This window comes from Desulfovibrio sp., from assembly GCF_019422935.1.
Lineage (GTDB): Bacteria > Desulfobacterota > Desulfovibrionia > Desulfovibrionales > Desulfovibrionaceae > Desulfovibrio.
On the sequence record NZ_JAHZCJ010000001.1, the window covers coordinates 601,391 to 624,512 of the forward strand.

Genomic DNA, 23,122 nt, shown 5'->3' on the forward strand with positions numbered 1-23,122 from the left:
TTGTGCATAAATAGATAGCGCAATCATGCTGCGTTTTAACCACAATCTCCCCCCGAAAGTGGCTTTTGCGACGGCGCAGGACTAGCTGGAGTATCAGATAAGCTTTTCGGAAGGTATTGAGGAAAACGCTAAATGAAAATTGCCGATATCACCTTTGGGATGCCCAGGAACAAGGCGGCTCAGAATCCGGCGGGAGCTGCTGCCGCAGGCCAGCCAGCCATGTTGCCTTCGAGCCTCTCCGCTGCTGGCAATGCCATGCCGTGTTCATCCAGTTTGCTCGGCTTGTCTGACAGATGGGCCAGCGTTGAAGCCCTGTTCTGTTCCGTTGCGGAAGAAAATCCGGATAGCCCCGCCCTTTCTGGTGGCGGAATAAGCCTGAGCTTCAAGGAACTGAAGAATTTTTCCGCGCGTATAGCGGCCTTTGTGCAGGCGCAAAACTACGGGCCGGAAGTGGCAGTGGGGGTGCTGTGCGAGCGCGGCGCCATGTATCTTGCCGCCGCCATTGGCATCATGCGGGCCGGTGCGGTGTATGTTCCAGTGGAGCGTGAACTGCCGCGCCCCAGGCAGGAAGCCCTGCTCAGACTCGTGCGGTTGCTGGTGACGGACAGGGCTTCACTGGCCGAAGCGGAATACCATCGCTACCGCAACCCCAATATTGCCCACGTGCTTTGCCTGGACGCGCCAAATTTTGCGGATGCTCTGGAAAGTGGCGGTCTGAGCAGCACGGAATACTGGGAGCACCTTGCAGAGCAGGGCAGCGATCACGGTTGGCTGGACGATGTGGATGCTCGTTCTCTTGATCTGCCGCAGCTTGAGCGCATGGCGAACAGCGTGCTGCAAAAAACAGGTCTGCCCCCCTACCGTGGCCCCGGCAGCACACAAGGAAGTGCACAACCAAGCGGCAAGAGCGTGCTTGATATCGGCAGCGGCTCCGGCGTGGTGGCGCAGGCTCTGGCCTCTGCCTCCAGCCGATATGCGGCGGTCGAAATTGCCAGAAATGAACTGGACAGGGTGCAGGCCTTGCCTTGTGACGCTTCTGTAAGCATCCATCGCATGGAAGCCATAGATATCTGCTTTTTAGATGAGCGTTTTGATCTTGTGGTGCTCAACGGCGTTGTGGATTGCTTTCCCGGTTACAATTATCTGCGCAGGGTGCTTGACCACGCTGTAGAGCGCCTCACGGAAGGCGGCAGCATTTTTGTTGGTGCCGTGCGCGATATGGACCGCAAGGACGACCTGAGGGCAGCCATCAGGGAGCGTGCCCTTGCCACGGGCGATCAGTCGGCCTTGCTGCGTTTTGAGGGCTCGGCAGAGTTGTTTGTACCACGGCGTTTCTTCAGTGCCTGGGCGGCAGAATGCCCATATCCAGTTGAGGTGAAATTTTCACCCGCTGCGGCCTCTGCGCCCACCGCCAATGATCAGGCGGATGCCTTTCGTTACGACGTGCAGATTTGCAGAAGCGCTCATGATGCCAGACCCCACGGAACCAGAGCCATGCGAGAAAGCTTTGGCCTGAGGGATCTGGAGACCTGCCCAGTTGCCCCGCTTGCGGCAGTCAGGCCGGACGCAGCCGCCTATATTGTCTACACCAGCGGCTCCACAGGGCAGCCCAAGGGCGTTGTGGTGGAACACCGCCACCTCCTGCACATAATCCATGCCCTGCGGGAATTCTCAGAAGGGTGCAGCGCTGTGGGGCTGGTTGCGCCGCTCTCGTTTGATGCGTCCATCCAGCAACTGGCGGTTTCGCTGTTTTGCGGCAAGCCCTTGTATGTCATGGCGGACGATGAGCGCAAAAATCCTGCGGCATTCTGTGCCTGCGCCCGCAAAAGAGGCATTGACCTTTGCGACATGACTCCGGCCTTTTTTAATGTGCTGGTGGATTATTTACAGGAGCGCCACCAGCCCCTGCCGCTCAGGCGTGTGCTGCTGGCTGGCGAGGTGCTGCGGCCAGATGTCATTCAGAAATTTTATGCCATACCCGGCAACGAAGAGGTGGTGCTGTTCAATGTGTACGGCCCCACAGAATGCACGGTAGACAGCAGTTCCTTTCGCATTGACCGCGCCAATCATGCGGATTTCACGGCCTTTCCCATTGGCAGGCCGCTTGAAGGCGTGAGTATTTTTGTGATGGATAAACATCAGCGCCCGGTGCCGGACTCTGTAACCGGAGAACTGTGGATCGCGGGCGCGGGCGTTTCGCGCGGCTATCTGAATGGCGTGAGCGCCGATGCTTTTACCGAATATGCCGGTCGGCGCTGCTATCGCACTGGCGACAATGGCTTTATTCAAAACGGCCTAGTATACTATCGGGGGCGGGAGGATCAGCAGGTCAAGATCAGGGGCAACCGGGTAGAGATCGGCGAGGTGGAAAAGGCCTTGGGGAGCTTTCCTGGTGTGCGGCAGGTGGCCGTGGTCGCGGATTTCTATCAGGCTGGCAACGACAAAAGTCTTGCCGCCTATGTAGTAGGAGCCGTGAATCCGGTGGATTTGCGCAGCTATCTTGAGCAGCAGTTGCCACCCTTTTGTGTGCCGGACTATATTGTGCCAATGCTGGAGCTGCCCCTCTCGCCCAACCGTAAGGTGGATAAAAGGGCACTGCCGTCCCCGCTGGGCAGGGCAGAGGCCATTGCAGGGCGCTGCCCGCAAGGGCCAGTGGAGCAGACGCTTGCCGCCATCTGGAAGCGGCTGCTAGGTATGGATGTAGGCGATGCGGAGGCCAGTTTTTTCAGCATGGGCGGGCACAGCATCATGGCTGTGCGCCTTGTTGCCATGATTGAAAAAGAATTGCGCGTCCATATTGCAGTCAATGAACTGATGGCACATTCCAGCATTGCACGGTTGGCCGAACTTGTAGAGGGCAAGGCTGGGGGGCGCACTAGCCCCATTATCAAGCTTTGCCATGGTGAAGGCGGCAAAACCCTCTTTCTGTTTCATCCAGTGGGCGGCAGCGTGTTTTGCTACAGCGATCTGGCCCGGCTGCTGGATGGGCGATTCACCCTCTATGCTGTGGAGCCTGCGGGCTTTCAGGCTGAAAAAACTGCTCTGAATACGGAGCTGTACGGTGTTCAGGATTTGGCCGCGATTTATCTGGATGAAATCCTTAAGGTAGCCACAGAGAACATCGTTTTTGGCGGCTGGAGTTTCGGAGGCCTCCTTGCCTATGAGGCGGCCTGCCTGTTCGCCACGCGCGGGGGCGATCCTGGCCCGGTCTTGATTCTGGACACGGTGCTGGACAACACCAGGGCCAAACTGCTTGCAGCCAAGGATGATGTGGAACTGTTGAAAAATCAGCTCCATGAAGCTCTGGCCTTTGATGCGGGCAAACTGCGTGGCATGAACAGGTCTGAGAGAATGACGTATCTGGTGGAATGCGGCGAAAAAGCCGGACTGCTGCCGCCTAATTTCAGCCCTGCGCAGATGGAAAACCTGTTGCAAACGTACAGGCTCAACGCCATTGCCGCAGCGCGTTATGACAACCCAACGCCGTCTGATCTGCGCATTCTGTATATTCGCGCGTTGGATTTTGCCAGTAATCCCTACATTGACTTTACTGACCAGTATCAGGGCTGGAGCCGCTTTTTGCCTGAAAAAAACATCACCCTCCGCTGGACGGCGGGCACGCATCAAAGCATGCTTTCACCCGGCCTTGCTGATGGCGTGGCAAAGCATATCTGCGACCTTTTTGGGCAGCAGGGTGAAGGTGTGCCGACAGAGGAAGATGAGTGCGGAATGTCGATGGGGTGAGGTGGACATCAGCATTTCGCAGCGTGGGCACACACATGGGGGCGCTATGCTGTAGGTATGACTGGAAGGGAGTTTTTTACATACAAAAAAGGGGGCTATCCATAAGGATAACCCCTTTCATATTTGGTGGGCAGTACAGGACTTGAACCTGTGGCCCCCGCCTTGTAAGGGCATGGGTGAATGATTAATATTATGAAATAATTAACTTTATTTTATAGCGCACATGACTTTTTGAGCACTTTTGCCCCATTTCATGTGCCCACTTCATGTGCCCAAAGTCTGGGGCACACAATCCCACCTCAAGCCCGGTTCTGGGCAGTTAATCCGAGCTACCTTTGAAATACACTCTCCCGATGGTATAGCATAAAGACTGCTTGCCTCGCTGAGAATGGTCCGACGTTCTTTCCAACCAGCGAATAGCCACAGAGGGCTTCTAAGTCTCTATGTGATACCTTGGTTGAAATAAGAACTGTCCCATTATCCTCAAACGAAATTAGCCCCTTATCAAAGAGATGATCAAAGTCAGGCGTAAGAAGCAATCCATTGTTGCCATCAAGGCGCTCTGCATTGCTGCTGTCACGCCAAGGCTTGATATGGCTAGCCCGCAGCAGGTGAGCATTTGTGATGCCGGTGAAGCGGCAGCAGTGTTCTATGCCCTCTAGTCTCTCACGAAATTTGCCTTGCCCGCGGCGCGACATGATCAGGGCTTGCTTCTCAGTCGGTTTAAGTTCGGTGCTAGAGTTAATAACCTCAGTCATTCTGTCTTCCATCTCGGCACGGATCTGGTCGGCTATTGTAGGGTCTTGTGGCTGTGTAGCGGCGAGGCTTATGATGTCTTCGGCAAAATTCCGCATTGGGGCCAACAATGCCGTTGCCAGTACATCAGAAATGCCTGTGAGATACACTCCTTGCAGACCACGGCCATTCGTTTGAAGGGGAGCATATTTGTGGGGTAGCAAAGGAGCTATCGTTTCCATCATATCAGCCGGGCGGAATGGCGTAGGAATTTTGTGCCATGCTACTTTTACCAGCCACCCATCGTTATCCCAATCTTTCCCTGCCTCGCCGAACTCTACTGGCTTGTGTGTCGATAGGGCTGCGTGTGTGGCAACGCCAAGGTGTTGAATCTTTGTCTTGTAGAAGGAAAAAATGATATCTCCGACCTCAACGGCCGCCATGGTGTCATAGAAGTAGTTCTTGGCGCCGTTCTTTTTGCGTTTAGGCGACCAGAGGTAGCCGCCTGCTATTTCATATTCCGAGCTTTTATTCTGATTCACCCACCAAAAAGCCATGGTTATCTCACTTTGCTAGCGCGGTTGGCCGAAATTTCGCTCACCACATGCCGGCGGTAACGCACGGCTCTTTGACGAACTTGTTCTCGTTGCCCTGTAGGGCTTCAATGCGCTTGGCCCTAGTGCATTCCCATTTATCCACTGGATACTGCTTGTCCCAGGCCTGCATGAGTTGTTCCTGCTGCCTGCTCATGTGGTAGCGGGGGCCGTAGGAGTCTGCCATGTAGAAATATGTTCGGGCGATCTGGCCACGGGCGCGCGCCGGAGGCTCGGCCTTGCGGTCTGCGATTTTCATCTCACACGTGCCGAAGGTCGCAGGTTCACCGGCAAGCATCTGGTAGTTGAAATTTGACCGCATCGCGTTAACTGCGCCGATTGCCGGGAACAAGTTGTACATATCGGCCTGCATCAAGCGGTATTCTGGGTTGACCTTCTCGGCGCACTTGCGGCCTTTGAACTCTTTGCCCTTGTTGTCCACGCATTCAGGGGAACCCTCGCGCCATTCGGGGAAGGCCTGGCCGAAGTTTTCAGCGGGTAAGGCATGTTCCCATTCAATGCGGTCAGCGCGTTTCTCGTGCTTCGGCGTGGTGAAGCCCTCGGGCAAGGTAATGTTGCCCTGGGCATCGTAGGTCGCGCCGCAGTAAAATGTTATGCGGTGGTCTGCGTAGACCTGCGACAACATCTTCTTTGAGTGGGCAAAACTGTCGTTGGTCGTGTTGCCTGCGGCAAAGGCCAGAGCTGGGAGTAGCAGAGCGGCAAGAAGGACAGAGAGCAGAAGTTTGCGCATTACTCACCATCCTGACGTGCGGCGCATTCAAAGGTTATGGCAGCCGTTGCGCCGTCAGGCGTCGGTTGTGTTTCTATGGTCAGGATGTTTGCGCGCTTCCCCTTTTGGGCGCAGAAATCATTTGCGATCTTGATGGCATCCCGTTTGGCATCCATCTGCGCGCCATTCAAAAGGGCCTGCGTTCTTTCTATATCCACGGTGTACACGTTAGGCCGGATTTCTAACGGAGCACCGACTTTAGTGCCGCAGCCCGAAAGCGCCCAGACGCAGCAGGCCAACAGAATAAGGTTTCTCATCCTCTCCCCCAAGCTTTTTTGGTTTATCTATCAATCGCTATGCGTTGGCGCAAGGGGAGGCGATGAGGCACGCTCCACGTAAGCCCTACGACTTGTTGTCGTTGGGGTGTGCGTCTGTGTCCGCGCGGCACTTACACGACGGGCTGATAGATCCGTCGCGGCAGACAACACGGCCATTTTTGCACTGGTCGGACATGCCGCCGTGATGCGAGCAACAGCCGCGGGCAGCCTCAAGTATGCCTGGAAGATCGTCAGGCTGGAGCGTGGTGGCGCACTGGTCGGCGGTAATGGTCTGAGGTGCAGCGGTGGTGTCGGCAAAGGCCGGGGCCGCGAGAAGAAGGAAGAGGAGAGCGGTGGCGAAAGTTTTCATAAAACCTCCTATGCTCAGTGCGTAACGCGGGGAAAATAGCGTGTCAAAAATAATAGTGTACAGCTTGGTAGAGTTGTTACAAAAAAATGGATAAGCATGTATAAAATAAGGAGGGGTTGGATGAATAAATTAGAAAAAAATATCAGGAAATTTGTAGCTGATTTTTTTGATTATCTGATTGAGAAAAAACAGTGTGAAAAATTCACATCAGACACTTACCACGACTGTATCAAATCTGTTGACTTCGGAGATAATTTTTATTTGCGTTTTCTATTAGAGTGGGGCGGGAAAAATTTTTATCTCACTATCTTTAATAGGAATAAATATTTACTTGAGCTTTTTTTATGCAGAATTTTATTCAACGATGATGGAACAATTACTTGGTATCTTGATACTCCTTCAAGAAAGGAAAATTTGAAGACTTACAAAAGTAAAAATATCCCTTTGCTTGAAATACCGAGTGAAAAAGTTAAAGCCATAAAATGTCAGCAAGAAGAGCTACACTCTGGCAAAAGATTTAACAAGGTCAATAAGGGATACTTGATTGCACAAGATACTCCAAGGATAGAGGTATTTGAGCGATTAGAAGCTATTATTTATTCTGTAATTGGCAATGAGGCTATAATTTCAAACGTTGATGATTTTGTACTTGAGGGTATTGCAAAAGAAATTACTACAAATAAGAAGAGCCGCACTAGAAGATTCATTGAACCTGTCAAAGCAAGGGACGGCTATGCATGTCGATCTTGTGGTTTAAGTATTACAGTAAATGGTAACCATATTTTGCAAGTACATCATTTAAAGCCACTGATTAAAAAAGTAAAAACAACAATGGATGACCTTATAAGCTTATGTCCAACGTGTCATTTTATTGCTCATAAAAGGACACCTCCGTATACACTCGACGAACTATCTGAAATAATAAATAATCATAAATAAGATTTGTGTTTATAATCGACCGGGGGGCAAGCCGGTTGGGCTTTTTTTTCTTATTTTTGCGCTTGGTTGAGCCGGAATTTATGGAGTGATAGGCCAGAGAAAAGGGAGGGATTTATGAAAAAATTGCTTTTAGCCCTGATTGCATTTTCTCTGGCCTTTGCCCCGTGCCTGATTGCCACCGATGCCAGCGCCAAGGGATCAACAAGCGTTAAGGGCTATACCAAAAAATCCGGCACATATGTGACCTCGCACAAGCGCACGGCCCCGAATAAGACCAAGAGCGACAACTATTCGACCAAGGGGAACACAAACCCCTATACGGGCAAGGCCGGGACAAAAGACCCGTCCAAGTCAAAGAAGTAGCCATTGGGCCGCTCAGAAATGGGCGGCTTTTTCTATTCCACCTTCTTGAACTTCCGACCCTCAACCCGCACGCGCCCGGCGGCCACAAGTTGCTGAATGGTGCGCGGCATGTGCCCCATGGGTAGCAAGGTATACGACTGGGTCAAAGAGGGTTGGCATACAGAAAGGATAAGGAGGGCGGGGGAAAAGAAAAGGCCGGGGTCTTCAGCTTTGATTCATAAAGACTTGCGTTCATCGGCACTCGTTGCTATTTGAATGGTGTGCTCACTGCGAAATTGGACGTTTTTTTTAGGAGGTGGCAGAGTTGAGTAATCACGATGGGTCAAAAAATGACGAAATTGATACTCCTTTGGCAGTCCTTGCCACCGGTCATGCCGTAGGAACTACTGAAGATTTCACGCTCCTGACTTTTGTGCAGGGCATACCCTCATGGGAAGGTATTGATGGAGAAGAAATCGTAACTAAATTTAAACCCGTAGCCAACATAGCGATATCAAACAAACTTGCTATTTCACTGGCTAAAAAGATACTATCTTCGCTTAAGGCAGATTCCTAAAATGGCCGTTTTACAATTCTCTGGAGAGCGAGAAGCCATCTCATATGACGGAATTGATGGCGGAGATTCAGGGGGTGGAAATATGGAAGCACGAATAGCACGCCTTGAAAGTGACATGTCTCATGTGAAGTCTGATATTTCGGAAATTAAAGCAGACTTCAGGGAATTCAGAAAGGATGCAAGAACAGACTTCCGTCTGACATTTGGAGCCTTGATAGCTGTTGCCTTAGGCCTAGCTGGTCTAATGGCTAAGGGATTCGGCTGGATAGGGTAATCTAATCATAATCTTTGTTCTTGGGGCCGCCCTGTGCGGCCCTTTTTTCAACCCACCTGCCCCCGCCATCGGGGGCTTTTCTTTTCCCCTATTCCGTCGCTGGGTTGAGCCGATATTTGAGAATTGGTATGCATGAAAATCGAGTAGGGTAGAGCGTGAGGCGTTTGCCTCACAGTTGGGAGAAGGCTGAAACATTTGGCTTAGTGTACATAATCAATCTGGGGGAAATATGCAGAAGGTCGTTTTTTTCACGATCACCATTGCCTTTATTCTTTGTGCTGGCTGCGCCCCTCAAAAACCAATGACGCCAGAAGAAATCGCCGCAGAGCGAACCCGGCAAATGGCGATGATTACCCGTAGCTATCCTGATAAAAAGCCAGAAGAGGTCCTGCTTGCCTCGGCCAGGATATTCAGTCTTGCCGATGATGATTATACCGTGAGCCATTCACCGACGGCTATCCAAGCTCAACGGAATTGGATGATTTATCTTGTGATTTCCGCAGCAATGGGGACTGACACCTGGATCGTTGAAGTCACACCAGACGGGGATGGAACAAAGGTTATGGCGAGACACTCAGGCCAGGCCTCAAGTGTTACAGCAATGGCGGTGCCCACATCGAACGGTGGGATGTCCACGACAGCCGTCACCTCTCCAGCAATGCAAAATATGACGACACGCCCAGCTATCTATCAGCTATTCTTCGCTCGACTTGATAATTTATTAGGAAAGCGTTCAGACTGGGTGACTTGTAAAGACGCAAATGCCCAATTCACAGATGGGTTTCTTGATCCGCTCTGTACGGTGGCGAATGACAGAACCCCTGATGGGAAATCCTCTGCCCAGCGCCGTGAAATTGAAGAAAGGAATAAGCCAACGAGTGGTGTTTCAATTGGTGGGTAACTTTACCTAAAGTAGACCAGTTATTGGGTCGAGGAATCATCACAAAAATAATATTAATTTGGGGGGATGCATGATTAACTACTTTGATGATGAGGATAAAAGGCATTGGCCATGGAGAGCTGTCCAAATATGGCAGATATTGGTCTCCAAGGCCGTTAATAAACAACTCATGACCTATGGCGAGCTTGCAAATATCCTTGGGTTTGATGGGGCTACTGTTCTCGCACATCCATTGGGCCATATTGCTGTTTATTGTGAAGAAAATGACCTTCCACCGTTAACATCACTTGTTATCAACCAAGGTGGAAAGCCTGGGGACGGGTTTCCCGAAAATGGGAAATATTCTTCTCCTGATGAAGCAAGGTTTAAAGTATTCACTGTAAAATGGTATAAAATTGTCCCGCCAACGGCTGAAGAATTTGCAGAGCTTGGAAGCGGGTTCGAAAGAAATTGATTAAAAACAGTTGATGGAGGATTGGCGCTATACTTTTAGCCAGGATAGAACGGCCAGCCATGGATAAGGCTGGAGGACCCCAGCCTTATCCAGTTAAAGAAGACCTATACAATCGGGAGTCGCAAAAAATTCCTCGTCAGTTCCATGCCTCCTGCAGCCTCGCCTTTTCCCGCAGGTTCTTTGGCGTGGGCCTGTTCTCACGCCTGCGCGCTTTTACCCTGCGGATCACATCCTTAGGGGCAATAAGCATGCTGGGCTTCCTTTCTTCCTGCATGCGGGTATTCCAATCCTTAAGCTCCTTGAGCATTTCCTTCCTACCCGCCGGGTCTCCTGTATCAAACGTCTTCAACGCCAATGCAGTAAGCTCATCAAGCTTGTCGTCGCGCACCTGCTTTGAATGCTGCGAGGCGGCATAGGCGTCATAGCTCTTTGTGCTGCTGACAGGCTGGAAGCCCAGCATCTTGCCTATGGCCTCGCTTGACGAAAGTTTGCGCGCGCCATGTGTGCCAGGGTCATTTATTGGCCGCCCCGACATGGTTGTTTGCCCCTGGGTGTAAAGCCGCCAAGCCTGCATGCCGCTCTTGAAGGCAACAGGCATAGCCTCCTCGATCATTCTCCAGGTATTTCCTTTGCTGTGGGCCTCAATCATCTTGGAGGGCTTTTCAATCAGCAAATCGTAGGGGATGCCGATTATGTCCCCAATGCTCTGGGTAAGCACATCCTTAGGCGTCTTGCCCTTGGCAAGACCGTTTGTGATTGGCGTTTCCATTTTGAGCGAGCCGCCTATGTTCACCCCGGCCATAGCAGGCGTACCGTAACAAACCGCATCACGCAGTAGGTTGTTATTGGGCAGCCAGGAGCGCAGCTTTTCCGTCCAGTCATCATCGTCGCCAGTGGCCGCCTGACACAGGGCCATAATGGTTGCATAGAAGGGCAAAGCGGTTACGCCACCAAGGGCCATTGTGGCCCCCAGGCTTTTCGCTACAAAGGCCGCACCTTCTTTGCCTTGCGTCCCCAAGGCCCAAGACCACATGGCAATCATATTGTGCGTGAACGTGCGGAACGTATAGAGCGAAGCCATTGAGCGCCCAGCGGTGTTGCTGCGCATGAACTCTGGCAAGTTTGACTTGCCGTAGACGAAGTGAGCGTCGCGCACCACATCCGTGGCAAATTCTTTCGCCTGGTCATAATTCGCCTGTTCGCCCCTGACGCCATACTTCTCTTTTGCCTGCTGCTTGAGCTTTCCGCTCCGGGCAGCGCGGAAGGCAGCCAATGCCAAACTGGCTCTGTTGAAACGTTCTACTTCGCTCATGGGCAGGCCCAATACCTTGGTGAACTTGTTCCAGAGCGTCGCACCTGTGAAGCCCTGCAAATGTCCGCGCACTTCTTCCATGAAAGCGTCGGTGATCACGCTTTCGCCGTAAAGTTCGTGCACGAGCTTTGCTTCTTCGTCCGAAAGACCTTTACCCTTGCTGCCTGTCACCCGGTCAATGATTGCTTTTTGCGCGCCATCGAGCCAGAGGCGGCCGCCGCCGGTTACATCCATCTGCAAGCGCGGAACACCCACCACAAGGTTCTGAGTGGCGTTTACAAACGCCGTTTTGATCGAGCCGCCAAGGTACCAAGCAAAGGCAACAGACTTGATATTCCCGGTGATCCTGTCCACACGGTCAGAGTTGCGTAGCATGTCCTTGACGTATTGGGCAGTGTACTTCCAAAGATTCGGCGTGCGCCGCGCATCAATGCCCGACAACGCCTCGCTAAAATCCTTTGCGGCCTCCATTTTTGTCAGCCAGCCATTCAGACCAGACTTGTAGTCATAAAGTACCCGCGTAATGTCCTCACGCTCAAAGCCAGGCACTCCCTTTCGCTGGATGCCATGCGCGCCCCAGCCCCGCGCCTTGAGCACGTCGGCTACACCAGACGTGAGCAATTCATTGATTTCGGCAGCGCGCTCCTTGTCCGCAATCTTCGATGTTGCCGCACGGATGATTTGTTCCATGGCCTCCGAGTCAATCGGTGCGCCAAGAATGTCATCCGGCAGGCGGTCATTCTTTCCATCCATCCAGGCCGCGTCTGGATAGTTTTTCTTCTGCTCGGCGGCAATTTGCGCGGCCTTCCTTTTGGCGAGAGTTTCGTTTGCAGCGTCGAAGTGTTGCCTGAACACGACATCCTTCCCCACTTTGGCTTGTATGAAATAGTTCCCATAGCGGTGGTGGGGGAAGTAGTTCGGCACATGACCAATGCTTTGCCGGAATTCCCTGATAGCGTCGTCGCTCATTTCAGACATGCCAGCCATGCGGTTATGGGCCCGCACCAAGTCCTCATCAAGACTCTTACGGATTTCGAGCATAGCGTCCTTGGCAGCCTTTGTGCCTTCCAGGCCGCCGAGCCATTTCTTGTACTCCCGATAAAATTCAGGGTTCACAGAAATGAGTTCTCGCCCGTTGGCCAGAGTTTCCTTGGTGACAAACTTGTCAACGCCGGAAGAGTCAATCTGCCATGCGTCGCGGCCCTCATTCTCCCAAAGTAACTTTTTCAGACTGTCCATGTCGGCAGGCTTGAGCCTGTCCTTGCCGAAAATACTCGGGACAGATTCAAGGCTCTGCTTGAGAGCAGATGACCGTTCATCCAAGCGTTGCAACTGCCGTTCATAGATTTTGGCAAAGGCCGGCGCTTTTTTGGCAATCCAGTGTGGCAGGTTGAATACACTTTGCACGAGGCTGAGGTCATCCTTCCTGAACATATGGTGGATCTCAGGAGCGTCAGCAATCTTTGTGGCACTGGCTCCCCCCAGATTAAGAATGTCCTGCACGGAAAGAGAAGCTAGAGGCTTGGTGTCAGCAGATACAGCAGACTTGACGACATCCTTCTCAGTGAGTATTTTTATTCCACGAGGGTCGGACGGAAGAACGAAGGCCCCGGGCAATTGGAGCCCGGACATGCGTCGGCTTCCCCCGACCTCTTGTATTTCCCGCAACCAAGCGGGAATTTTTGTTTTATCCGCATACAGCCTACGCCCAGCCTGAATTTCGTTTTTGACCCATCCAAGACCGCCATTAGACTTGCCATACACGCTTGAAACCTCGTTGATGGAAATGGTCCCGCGCTGCACGTCCAAATGAATTGCTGCAAGCACAGGCATCCCCTCATGCACGCTTTCCACCAAGGAAACCAGACTGTCAGCCTGAGTCGCTGACCGAAATACCATGACCGGTTCTGCAAGCAGGGCGGGCAGGCGGCGCACAAGATCATCTGGCAATCCATGCTTTCCATCGGTTCCAATTTTCTTGAGGACGGCCTGTGTCATGGTCATATTGAGCGCAGGTGCTCCAAGCTTGCGGAGAACGTCAGGCGTATGCCCCACAGTAAGTATCGCGCGCGGATTAGTTTCTCCCGATGCTATGCCGTCAAGTTGCGAGTTCCATGCATCAATGTCGTTCTGGATCTGTTCGCCTGGGTCAGATTTTGATGCATAGGCAAGATCGTCTACGTCCTTCCGCACCGCAGAGGTTTGTCCATCAATCACATGACGGCCCAGTGCGGAGAGCATGGCGTCAATGTTGTTCAGCTTCATAGAACCTTCGCGTCCAGAGACAGCGCGAACGATGCTATTCCATGCGCGGCCCAGGGCGGCAACAACCCTGCGCCAAAGATTACCCTCGGCGCGTTCAAGAAGTCCCTGCCCCCTCTTCTCGGCCAGAGCCGCGATCACTTCTTCCATTACCGTTTGCCGATCCTGCAAGCGGCTGGTTGGAGATAAGCCGTATCTGCTGGCGATGTCCTTCACCATGGCATTCTTCATGCCACCAGTGCCAAGCCAAAGCTGGTTGAGCACCCGCTTCCTGACGTCAGCCGGGAGCAGCCCGCGCAGTCCATGGTGAACAATCTGTTCATGGGCCCACACCTCAGCCGCGCGCCTTGGATCACTCAGGTTGTCGGCAACCATCCAGACCACGCCTGAGCGCGGGTCAAAAACGCCCTCGACGCTGTTTTTAGCGTCCGAATAACGCTCCCTGATCGAATATGGCAGTTCGTCAAAACCTTGCACGACACGCGACGCTGCCGCATTTTTTGTCACCTTCCCGATCTTGTCAGCAACGGCCTGCACATCTTCGAGACGCATGCCCTTTTTCCCATCAACGGAAGGAAGGTATTCGCCAGGGTTCACCTTTGAGGCCATAAGATCATTGTCGCTGTCTGCTTCATTGCTGATTACGCTGGCATCCTTGGATGCAGACAGGCCAAGCTCGTCATCGAGCTCCTGGCTTCTGGTTATGGCCGCATCCAGTTCTTCTTGCCTGTCGAAAGATTTGTTGTTCGTAAGCCACTTTGTTGCCCCATCAAGCCTGCGGTTTGTTTTGGCAATGGCCTCTTCGGTTGCCGCAATCCTGCTGGCGCTGTTCTCTGGCGAGGCTCCCTTGACGATGCGCGTCACGGCTCCTTCGGATGATGTTGTGTCGCCGGTGCTGAACGATGATTCTCCAGACAGGGAAAATCCGTAGCCCGTTGCCTTACGCCACATGGTAATATCGAAGCCGCCAGCCTTGCCGATGACTGCGCCGCTGGGGATACTCTTGTCAGACACAATGCCGACTATAGCCGCGGCTGCATCTGTAGCTTTGGTGTATCTCTTGCCGCGCAGGGTAAGCGCAAAGTTCTTCCCGGTCAGCGTTGCCGCTAGGGCTGAGTCCTTCTTTTCTGCCGCAAGCGCGCTTGTTAGGGCGGTGAGACGTGATTTGGCTTCGGCTACCTCACGCCCTTTGGCCCACTGGTTGCGATCAAATTCACGCTTCAGCACGCTCAATCTGGAAATGGTGTTGTCCAGACCGACCTTTTCAAGAATGCGTTTGTCGCCAGTGGCAGCGGCCTTGGCTTCCGCTGCGGTAAGCTCGGTAACGCTGATGTCGTCCATATCGCGCTCGGTAACGCCATTCCGCATGGAGGTGGACACAAAGCGCGCTTTCGATTCCAGAAGCTGCCACATGTAGGCATCAAAGCTGTTTTCGGTCACATAGGTGAATATCTGCACCTCGCTGTTCTTGTTGCCCTGGCGCAGAATTCGCCCTTCACGCTGTTCAACAGCTGAGGGTTTCCAGGGGGCGTCAAGATGGTGCAGAGCCACGAGCCGTTCCTGCACGTTAGTTCCCTCACCCATCTTGGCGGTCGAACCGAGGAGCACACGCACCTTTCCAGCGCGCACGTTTTTGAAAAGCTGGGCCTTTGCCTTGTCACCGTTGAAGTCATGGATAAAGGCAATTTCGTCTGCTGGAACACCCATGTCGACGAGGTTGTTCTTGATCTCGTCGTAGACGCTGAATGACCCGCGAGATGCGGCAGCCAGCAAATCATCAGGACTTGCCTCAGGCTTGGCGGCTTCGCCGTCCTGATCTTGGTTTTCTGCCTCCTTCGGGCCTTTGGCCCTCTGCTTTGATGGCACAGAGAGGTCGCAGAAAACCATCTGGGCGAGTCTGTCCTTCGATGTGGATTTCCAGATGTCGTAGATGTTGTCAGTCGCGCGCGCTACCTTGCCATTGGGGTCAGCAGGGAGCGTGTCGTCAATCAGGCGCATGTCCAGGGCAGCAAGACGCCCCTCGCTTGTGACCTTGAGCATGTTGTCTTTGCGCGGGTCAACAGAACCGCCACGTATCTTCTCAGCCCTGGCCACAAGTTCATCGACATAATTCGTGAGGGATTCGGACGGCTTTACAGACACAACTTCAGGCTTGCCGCCCTTGAGGTCAGGAAGCGGCAGGTCGAGGTCTTCCTTGGTCTTCACGTCGGCAAAGCTACGGAACATGGTCAAAAGTTCCGGCACGTTTGTGAAACGCGAGAAGCGGGTATTTTCGCGGAAGTTCCGGCCATCCGGCGATATTTCCATGCCGGTGACAGTGCGGCCAAACTGGCGCGCCCAAGAATCAAACATTTCAAGGCCGGATTCGCGCAGCAGATGCGGAGCTACATACCTGGTCATGGTGTACATTTCGGCCACGGTATTGGAGATTGGCGTGCCGGTGGCAAACACAAGGCTCCTGCCAGGGTGCAGTTCGTCGAGGTACTGCGTCTTCAGAAGCATGTCCTCAGCGCGCTGGGAATGACTATTGGGCAGACCGGCAATGCGCTGCATCCGAGTGACGTAGCTCAGGTTCTTGAAGTTATGGGCCTCATCGACAAACATGAAGTCCACGCCAAGTTCTTCAAAATTCACCTGGTTATCTTTGGCATTTTTTCCGTCTTCAAGCAGCGTGCGAAGTTTTTCTTCAAGGCGCATCTTCTGCTTTTCAAGTTGCTTAACAAGCCTGTTTTCAGAACGCCCGCGCCCAGCTTTCTTTTCTTCGTTCTCGGCGCGCAGGGCAGATTCATACTGCTCAATCTGGTCGCGGATGTGCTTTTCTTTCCGCTCCACAGAAATGGGGATGCGGCCATATGATGAGTGGGTCATGACCACGGCGTCCCAATTGCCGGTTGCTATACGGCTCACAAACTTGCGGCGCTTATCTTTTTGCAGGTCAGCCTTGGATGCAACGAGGATATTGGCAGCAGGGTAGGCCTGCAAAAACTCGCGCGACCACTGCTCAAGCATGTGGTTGGGAACGACGTAAAGCGGCTTGTTGATCATCCCAAGGCGCTTCATTTCCATGCCAGCGGCAATCATTTCATACGTTTTGCCAGCACCCACCGCGTGGGCTACCAGCGTATTGCCCTTCTGGATAATCCTCCAAACGGCACTTTTCTGGTGCGGGCGCAGGGCAAATGGTTTCCCTTCTATAGTGTCGGCAATGCCGGGCAATACAAGGTGCGAGCCATCAGCCTCATAAAGGCGCATGGCATTGTAAGTGTCGTTGTAAATGCGGGCCAATTCAGCGGCGCGCTTTTCATCCTCCAGAATCCAGCGCGAGAATTCTTCACGCAATTTGCGTTGCGCCTCGCGGGCGGCAATGGTGGCTTCCTTGTTCACGATCACGCCATCAGACGTGTCGATCAGAATTTTTGTCTGTTTCAGGTTGAGGGAGTCATTAAGCAGTTCCAGGGCGCTGCGCTCTGGCGTGCCGTACTCATTGCTAAGGCCGCTTTTTTTGACGTTCAGCGACCACTGCGCCAGTTCCTTTGAATAGCGTGCAGATACGTCGGAAGACGTTATGCCAAGGATTTTTGCCGCAAACTCTTCAACCCGTGTCGAGGGAACCCACCCGGCGCCAAGGTCAACGCGGATGTCATGCGGTGGAACATCCTGCGGCTGTACCGCCTCAAGAGCATTAACGTTTTCCTTGAACTTCTCGTCCTTTTCGGCGGCCCTCTTTGCCTCGGCAAGTTTTTTGCGGACGTTGCCCGAGAGATAGTCGTCGGCAGTTTCCCACTGGTTTCCCTTGGGGTTCTGAAAGATGGTTCCGTGCAAATCGTCAATAACTGCTTGCTCAGAAAGGCCCGTCATCTTCGCAATGCCTGGAATGTCAACGTGGCCTATATCCGCAAGCTGGGCGTGCAGGGCATCCTGCGGCGTCTCGGCATGCTCAATGATCTTGGGTTCAGCGATTGTCCGACGCGCGAAGATGTCGGCCTTTTCAGCCGTGGACTGAGCACCGTTTTTGCCCTTGGTGTAGTTGTTTTCCAGGGCTTGCAAGAGAGGGAAGTCTGGGTCTTCAGACATAGCCAGGCGGTTGGCATTGTCATTCAAAAAGCCGTGCTGCCTCACAAATGAGTCGTAGGCGTCGTTGAGAGCCTTGCGAGAATGCGCAATGCTGTCTTCATTTCCGTTCATCTGCGCCCGCAGGTTTGAACGCAGGGCATCACGAACCCCTATCATCCCGGCAATACGCGCAGCTTTCTTCCCGTCAGCAGCATATGGCTTCAGTTCGCCGTCAGATACCTGAACGATGCTGCCTTTGCCATCCAGCAGCAGCTGGCCCTCTTTGGCGTCCTGCATTTGCACATTGGCCGTTGCTTTCTGATCTTCATGGCGTAGACCTTCACTTGAAAATACACCCTCTGGGAGCTTTTTCAGCGCGCCACCCAAAGCGGCCGGCATGTCCCTGCCGTCATCCTTAAGCGCCGTCCTGCCAGGGTAGAGCTTATCGTCTGCCAGCTGCCCCAGCATCATTTCTGGGTGCGCAGAATAGTATTCATTGTTCCGCAGATGCTTGCCCGTCTTCTCAGAAACAACGTCGGTATCAACAACATCCTTCCATGCTGGGCTGGTGTTGGTCTCGCCTTCACCAAGGCGCTGCAAAAACAGGATATCCGTTGTCACGTCCGTGAGGGCATTCTTGCTGAATGATGTGCCAGGCAGCCGAATCGCGCCGAGCAGGCGCGCCTTGTCGGCGGCCAACTGGCGCATATTCATTGAGCGCCCGCTGTTCAGTGAGCCGGAAGTGGTGATAAAGGCTACCACGCCGCCCGGGCGCACAAGGTCGAGCGCGCGAGTGATGAAATAGTCGTGGATGAAGAGATTGTGCTTCGCGTAGCGGGTGTCGTGCAGTTTGTAGTCACCGAAAGGCACATTGGATATGGCCAGGTCAAAGTTGCCATCGCGCAGCTTGGCGGTTTCAAATCCCTGCGAAAGAATGGTCTGCTTTGGATAAAGCTGCTTTGCGATCCGCGCGGTAATGCCATCAAGCTCAATACCGGTGACGTGGGACTTTTTGTAAACGTCATCGGGCATCAAGCCAATGAAATTGCCAACGCCCATAGAAGGCTCAAGGACTTTGCCGCCCTTGAAGCTCATGCGCTTGATGGCATCCCACATTGCCGTGATTATTTGCGGAGATGTGTAGTGAGCGTTGGTAGTGGATCTGCGCGATTCTTCAAACTCTTTTGGCGAAAGAAGCTCGCGCAGTTCGGCTCGTCTGCGGGTCAGCGCAGGGTCAGCCTTGCCGCCTTCGGCAAACATTTCAGGCATGCCGCCCCAGCCAATATAGCGGGCAAGGGTTTTCTGTTCGTCTTCGGTAGCTGGGCGGCCAGACTGCTCAATTTCCTTGAGCGTGCGAATGGCAGAAAGGTTGTCGTTGAATTTGGCGACCTTTCCACCTTCTCCGATGTGGTCATCGGGGGAAATGCGATAATCTTTTACCCCTCGCGCCCCGGCTCCGCTGTCGGCCAAAAGTCCTGCATCGCCACTTCGCGTGCCGTCGGCCACGCTTCGGCCTCGCTCATTCCCTTTTCGATCAGCTTCTGCGCCGTCTCGTCCCGCGTGCTTTCCACGTTCGATACCTGTTCCTGAATGAAGTCCGAGAGCGCCTTCGGCCCGTCGTCCGTCAGCCATTCCTTTAGCTGGTTCGGCGTGTACTTCTTCATGTGATCCAATAACTTGGTTTCCAGAGGCTTCGTCAGGGTTGCGTATACCTGATTCAGCTTTTCCTTCATTTCTGCTCGTTCTTCCTTCGTTTGCTTCGGCATGTTCGTCCTCGTTGGCATGGCTGGATTCTACCACGCCGGGCTGATCTTCGGAAGTCGTAGTGGTCTGCGAAAGCTGGCGCACGCGCTCCAACAACTTGGAGTTTGGAAGTTTGCGGGCTTCAGCTTGCACTTCTTTAGGAAGCTGGCGAATAAGTTCGAGCCTACTTGGCTTTTTGTTTTCAGCGCTGCCGGTGGAGCCAGAAAGCGTTTTTACCTCGTCATTGGTTAGGTATTCACTCTTTCCGTTCTTATACAGCGCCTCAGGAGCATCAAACGATATTCCGTGGTCGGGTATAATACCAACGCTCTGCGAAATACGCATGCCGCCATCAACATACGAGCGAACACCGTTCCTGTCTTCGCTCACTTCCTGTCCTCGACTGTTCTTTCCAATGGCACGCCAATTGTTGCCATTTTGAGGTGCTGGTGCACTCGCTGGCCCCTGTTCGGGCTGTATTGCTCGCACTGGATCCTGTATCGTTGGAGTCGGTGCTGGTTGAGCAGGCGCAGCGGTCAACCCCTGCACGATAGCGGGCAAGGCCTGCGGCTTTTGCGGGGCCATGGCCTCCTGTGGAACAGCCTGCGGCGCGGGCATGCCAAGGGAATTAGCTGCGGCCGTTGTGTCCGAGCGGGGAGCGGCTTGGGTGTTGCTGATCTGCGCTGAGGTTGGCATTGCCTGGGGCTGAACTGGCGCGCTCTGCTGCGGCATGATGCCCAAGCCCTGCATCATCTGCGGCTCAGACTTCGGCCCGTAGGCAAGCTGCGAGCGCCCGCCCGCCCACTGTCCAATTCCGGCAGATTGGGAAGTTTGTTCAGGGAGGGCAGGGCGAGGCGTATACGGGGTTGCAATGGGCTGACCTGCATAGTCAGTTGGCGGGGCAATAGGCGCGCGCCCGGTTTCTTCAGTGCCCATGGCCATAGCCGCATTGCCCTGTGGGAGCGAAAGCAGGTCGACGTTTTCGCCCTGGTCAAGCGCAAGCTGAGCGGGTGAACGCGCCTGACGCTGCCCGTATTCGATAAGGGCTGCTTCATCGTCCTGCTGCCGTTCACGTTCTTCAAAGGCACGCACAAAGGCCTCAGTGTCGGCATGATCTGCGTCACTGACAAAAGGCTTTGGCTGCTGGCCAGCTACAACGCCTGCGGCAATAGTCCCCCGGCCCGTATCCGTGCTACCCATGGGTATGGAACCATTGCCCTGCGGCAAGGCCAATATCCCCTGTGCCATTGGCAGAGCGGGTTGGTTCGCCTGTCCTGCCGCACCAGACCCCTGCGTCTGGTCAGCGTTATTTTCCACCTGCTGCGAACGTGCGCGCAGGCGGTTGGCAAGCATATCTGCGCCTTTCTTGCCGCCAGCCATGAGCGTTGTCTGCCAGAAAGTAGCGGGGCCGATCTCCTTGAACGCTTCCAACACCCCTGGCGCGCTGTCGCGCAGACCGACATTGGCCTCTTCTTGACCCTGCCCCAACTGGGTTACTGTTTCTGTGGCAAGTTCCTCGCCGTACAGGCCGCCGACCCTCTTGATGCCCTGGCCCAAGCTTCCCCGCAAAAGGCCTTTCCCCAGCGGCCCAAGAATCTTTGCCATGAAAAGATTGCTCAGTGCTTCTGGGCCAGCTTCCCACGCACCATAGCGGGTTGCTTCGCCGTCAAACTCTGTGGCGATTTTGTCCCACTCGTCCTGTGTTGGCAGGCGGCCCAGAACCTTTTCTGTTTCACCAAGCATTTGCTGCAAGAACTGCTGCTTGGTTGCCCTGTAAGCCATAGCTCCAGAAGCGGCCATGCCTGCTGCGCCAGCGGCAACCGGCCCGGCAGGCGAGGCCAGGGCCGCAGCGCCGAGACTCGCCCCCATGGTCCCAAGGGAATAGCCCATGGAATTCATGGCATCTGTCACGCCTTCAAAGGCTTTTCCCTCATATTTCTTACCGTAGTTTGCGCGTTCCTGCTCGCGTGCCTGGCGCTCACGAATAGCGTCTGTGTCGGAAACATCCACATCGCCGCCATGGTAGGCATCCCTGAGCGTATCAGCCATCTGGCCAGGCAGCATGGTCACACCTTCGGCAATGGCCTGCGCGGAACTGCCGACCTTGCTCAAAAAGCCGGGTTCTTCTTGCTGAGGCTGTTCCTGCTGGCCGCCGAATTGAGAGAAGTCTACATTATCAAAATTAAGCAGGTAGTCCCCGGTATTCGTATTAGTGGGCCTTGGTGCTGATTTCTTTGGCATGGTATTGCTCGATGTTATTGCTGGCCCAATCCTGGGACTTGCCACTTTTGTAAGCGGATGTTGTCAGGAACCCTGATTTGAGCACTCTGTGGGATTCCATCATTGAGGCCGATTCCGCGAAGTTCTTGCCCTTGTATTGCTCCAGCAATTCTTTCGCGCGTTTTGGGGCTCGGCTGATCAGATTGAGTATGGGAGGGCATTTGGGGATCAGACGGAGGATTCTTTGCAGAGTTTGGTTGCTTGGAATTCCCAGGAGTTACCCCAGAGATTCGTTGTGTGAGCATGGATTCTGTGGCCCTCTCAGCCTGCCCTCTGGTGGCACCCATTTCCATGGCGCGCTTCACATTCCCGTCATAAGCGGCAACAGCTTGGAGTGGTGATAAGCCCGTGCCGCGCACAAACTGTTCAAGGAACGCGGCCTTACCATGATCGACAACCTTCTCACCCATTTCGTTTTCTGACGTGGCGTATTTCTGTAGGATGCTGATGTCGCCCTGAGAAAGGGTGTACCCACCGTTTGCACCTGTTGCCCGGTTCCCAGCCCCTTTTCCCTTTTGCTGCCCAAATGGGGAGTATCCGGCACGCATAGCGCCTTCATAGCCATCAAATGCCCCCACCTGCTTGCCGTCCTTCCCAAACACAATAAGCTGTGGCCCAGCGCTGTAGTCGTTAAGCGGATTCTGTATGATGCCGAGGCCTGTTGGTTTACCCTCTGCATTGTAGAGGGGAATCTGCTTCTTTGGGTCAATCCTGTTTTCAGCGTTTCCCATTTGGGTCATCCAATAGGACTTTACGGCAGCTTTGTTGAACGCCAGGTTTACAGGAACGGTTTTACCATCGACTCCGCGTAGCATTGACTGCTCGCCACGCAGCACATTGTCGACTTCACCCATAGCTTCTTGGGGGGTCATCATCTTGCCGGTATCTGTCCAGCCCCCCTTTTCATCGGAACGGAACAGAACCTTGAAGTTGCCGTCATCTGAGGGCTCAAGCTTGTAGGGCAGGGGAGAGTTGGTTGAAAGCTGCTGCATCATCGGCATAAATTTTTGCATGTCTCCCGAACCATATGCCTGCCGAACGCCAGTGGCCTGCACGCGCCAATCCTGGTACATCTTGTCGGCAGCGGCATCCATGTTCTGCATCATTTCGACTCGGCCTTTTTCGTTATTGGCTCTGTCGATCATCAGCTGACCAAACGCCTTGGAGTGCCAATAGTCTTGCATATTGGGGTTGCTTTGTATGGCGTCTATGCCGCCTTCACTGTAGGCCTTGTCAACGTTATCGTAGGCATCCTTGAGTTTGTACTTATCGTACATCTCCCACGCCCCGTCTGCTGCTTTTACAAGCCCGTCCAGGCCTCGCCCAACATAAGAGACGGCGGCGGCCCCCTTGTAGAGATCGTCCCAGATGCTACTGTCTTTTTCTGCTTTCACTCCTCCTTGCTTTGTCTGTGCAGCGGCGGCTTGTGTCGCACTGCTCATTGAGGATTGAGCCAACTCAGCAGCATTGTTTGGTTTATAAAGAGGCATGGTGAT

General features: G+C 53.7%; 13 protein-coding genes. 7 read left to right on the top strand and 6 right to left on the bottom strand.

What is annotated here, in order from left to right; genetic code table 11:
- The first annotated feature begins 132 nt into the window (after positions 1–132).
- Positions 133–3,744, top strand: a complete 3,612-nt coding sequence (locus QZ383_RS02540; protein WP_291442737.1) for an alpha/beta fold hydrolase — start codon at positions 133–135, stop codon at positions 3,742–3,744.
- A 329-nt stretch (positions 3,745–4,073) separates the two neighbouring features.
- On the opposite strand, the gene QZ383_RS02545 is transcribed toward QZ383_RS02540, so the two are convergent.
- From QZ383_RS02545 to QZ383_RS02560, 4 genes are all read right to left on the bottom strand, one after another.
- Positions 4,074–5,036 carry an HNH endonuclease signature motif containing protein gene (locus QZ383_RS02545; RefSeq protein WP_291442739.1) on the bottom strand — a complete coding sequence of 321 codons (963 nt, stop codon included), beginning with the start codon at positions 5,034–5,036 and terminating at the stop codon, positions 4,074–4,076.
- A gap of 40 nt (positions 5,037–5,076) precedes the next feature.
- Positions 5,077–5,823, bottom strand: coding sequence for an endonuclease (locus tag QZ383_RS02550; RefSeq protein WP_291442741.1), 747 nt, complete (start codon positions 5,821–5,823; stop codon positions 5,077–5,079).
- Entirely contained in the window at positions 5,823–6,119 is a 297-nt protein-coding gene (locus QZ383_RS02555) for a hypothetical protein (protein WP_291442742.1), read from the bottom strand. Before QZ383_RS02555 ends, QZ383_RS02550 begins: the two co-directional genes overlap by 1 nt.
- A gap of 85 nt (positions 6,120–6,204) precedes the next feature.
- Positions 6,205–6,489 carry a hypothetical protein gene (locus QZ383_RS02560; RefSeq protein ID WP_291442744.1) on the bottom strand — a complete coding sequence of 95 codons (285 nt, stop codon included), beginning with the start codon at positions 6,487–6,489 and terminating at the stop codon, positions 6,205–6,207.
- A gap of 120 nt (positions 6,490–6,609) precedes the next feature.
- Between QZ383_RS02560 and QZ383_RS02565 the strand changes: the two genes are divergently transcribed.
- The 6 genes from QZ383_RS02565 (at position 6,610) to QZ383_RS02590 (ending at position 9,976) form a co-directional block, all read left to right on the top strand.
- Complete coding sequence (locus QZ383_RS02565; protein WP_291442745.1) at positions 6,610–7,428, top strand: HNH endonuclease; 819 nt, start codon at positions 6,610–6,612, stop codon at positions 7,426–7,428.
- 114 nt (positions 7,429–7,542) lie between these two features.
- Entirely contained in the window at positions 7,543–7,791 is a 249-nt protein-coding gene (locus tag QZ383_RS02570; protein WP_291442747.1) for a hypothetical protein, read from the top strand.
- Positions 7,792–8,095: 304 nt separating this feature from the next.
- Positions 8,096–8,347, top strand: coding sequence for a hypothetical protein (locus QZ383_RS02575; protein WP_291442749.1), 252 nt, complete (start codon positions 8,096–8,098; stop codon positions 8,345–8,347).
- 1 nt (position 8,348) lies between these two features.
- Entirely contained in the window at positions 8,349–8,621 is a 273-nt protein-coding gene (locus tag QZ383_RS02580) for a hypothetical protein (protein ID WP_291442752.1), read from the top strand.
- Positions 8,622–8,850: 229 nt separating this feature from the next.
- Positions 8,851–9,522: a hypothetical protein gene (locus tag QZ383_RS02585; RefSeq protein ID WP_291442754.1), complete on the top strand. Its 672-nt coding sequence runs from the start codon at positions 8,851–8,853 to the stop codon at positions 9,520–9,522.
- A gap of 70 nt (positions 9,523–9,592) precedes the next feature.
- Entirely contained in the window at positions 9,593–9,976 is a 384-nt protein-coding gene (locus tag QZ383_RS02590) for a hypothetical protein (protein WP_291442756.1), read from the top strand.
- A gap of 136 nt (positions 9,977–10,112) precedes the next feature.
- Here the strand turns inward: QZ383_RS02590 and QZ383_RS02595 are convergent, their stop codons facing one another.
- Together QZ383_RS02595 and QZ383_RS02600 are read right to left on the bottom strand one after the other, a co-directional pair.
- On the bottom strand, positions 10,113–21,587 hold the full coding sequence (locus QZ383_RS02595) for a PLxRFG domain-containing protein (protein WP_291442759.1): 11,475 nt from the start codon (positions 21,585–21,587) through the stop codon (positions 10,113–10,115).
- Between the two features lie 14 nt (positions 21,588–21,601).
- A complete protein-coding gene (locus QZ383_RS02600) occupies positions 21,602–23,116 on the bottom strand; it encodes a hypothetical protein (protein WP_291442761.1) in 1,515 nt (504 codons plus the stop codon).
- Positions 23,117–23,122: the final 6 nt, after the last annotated feature.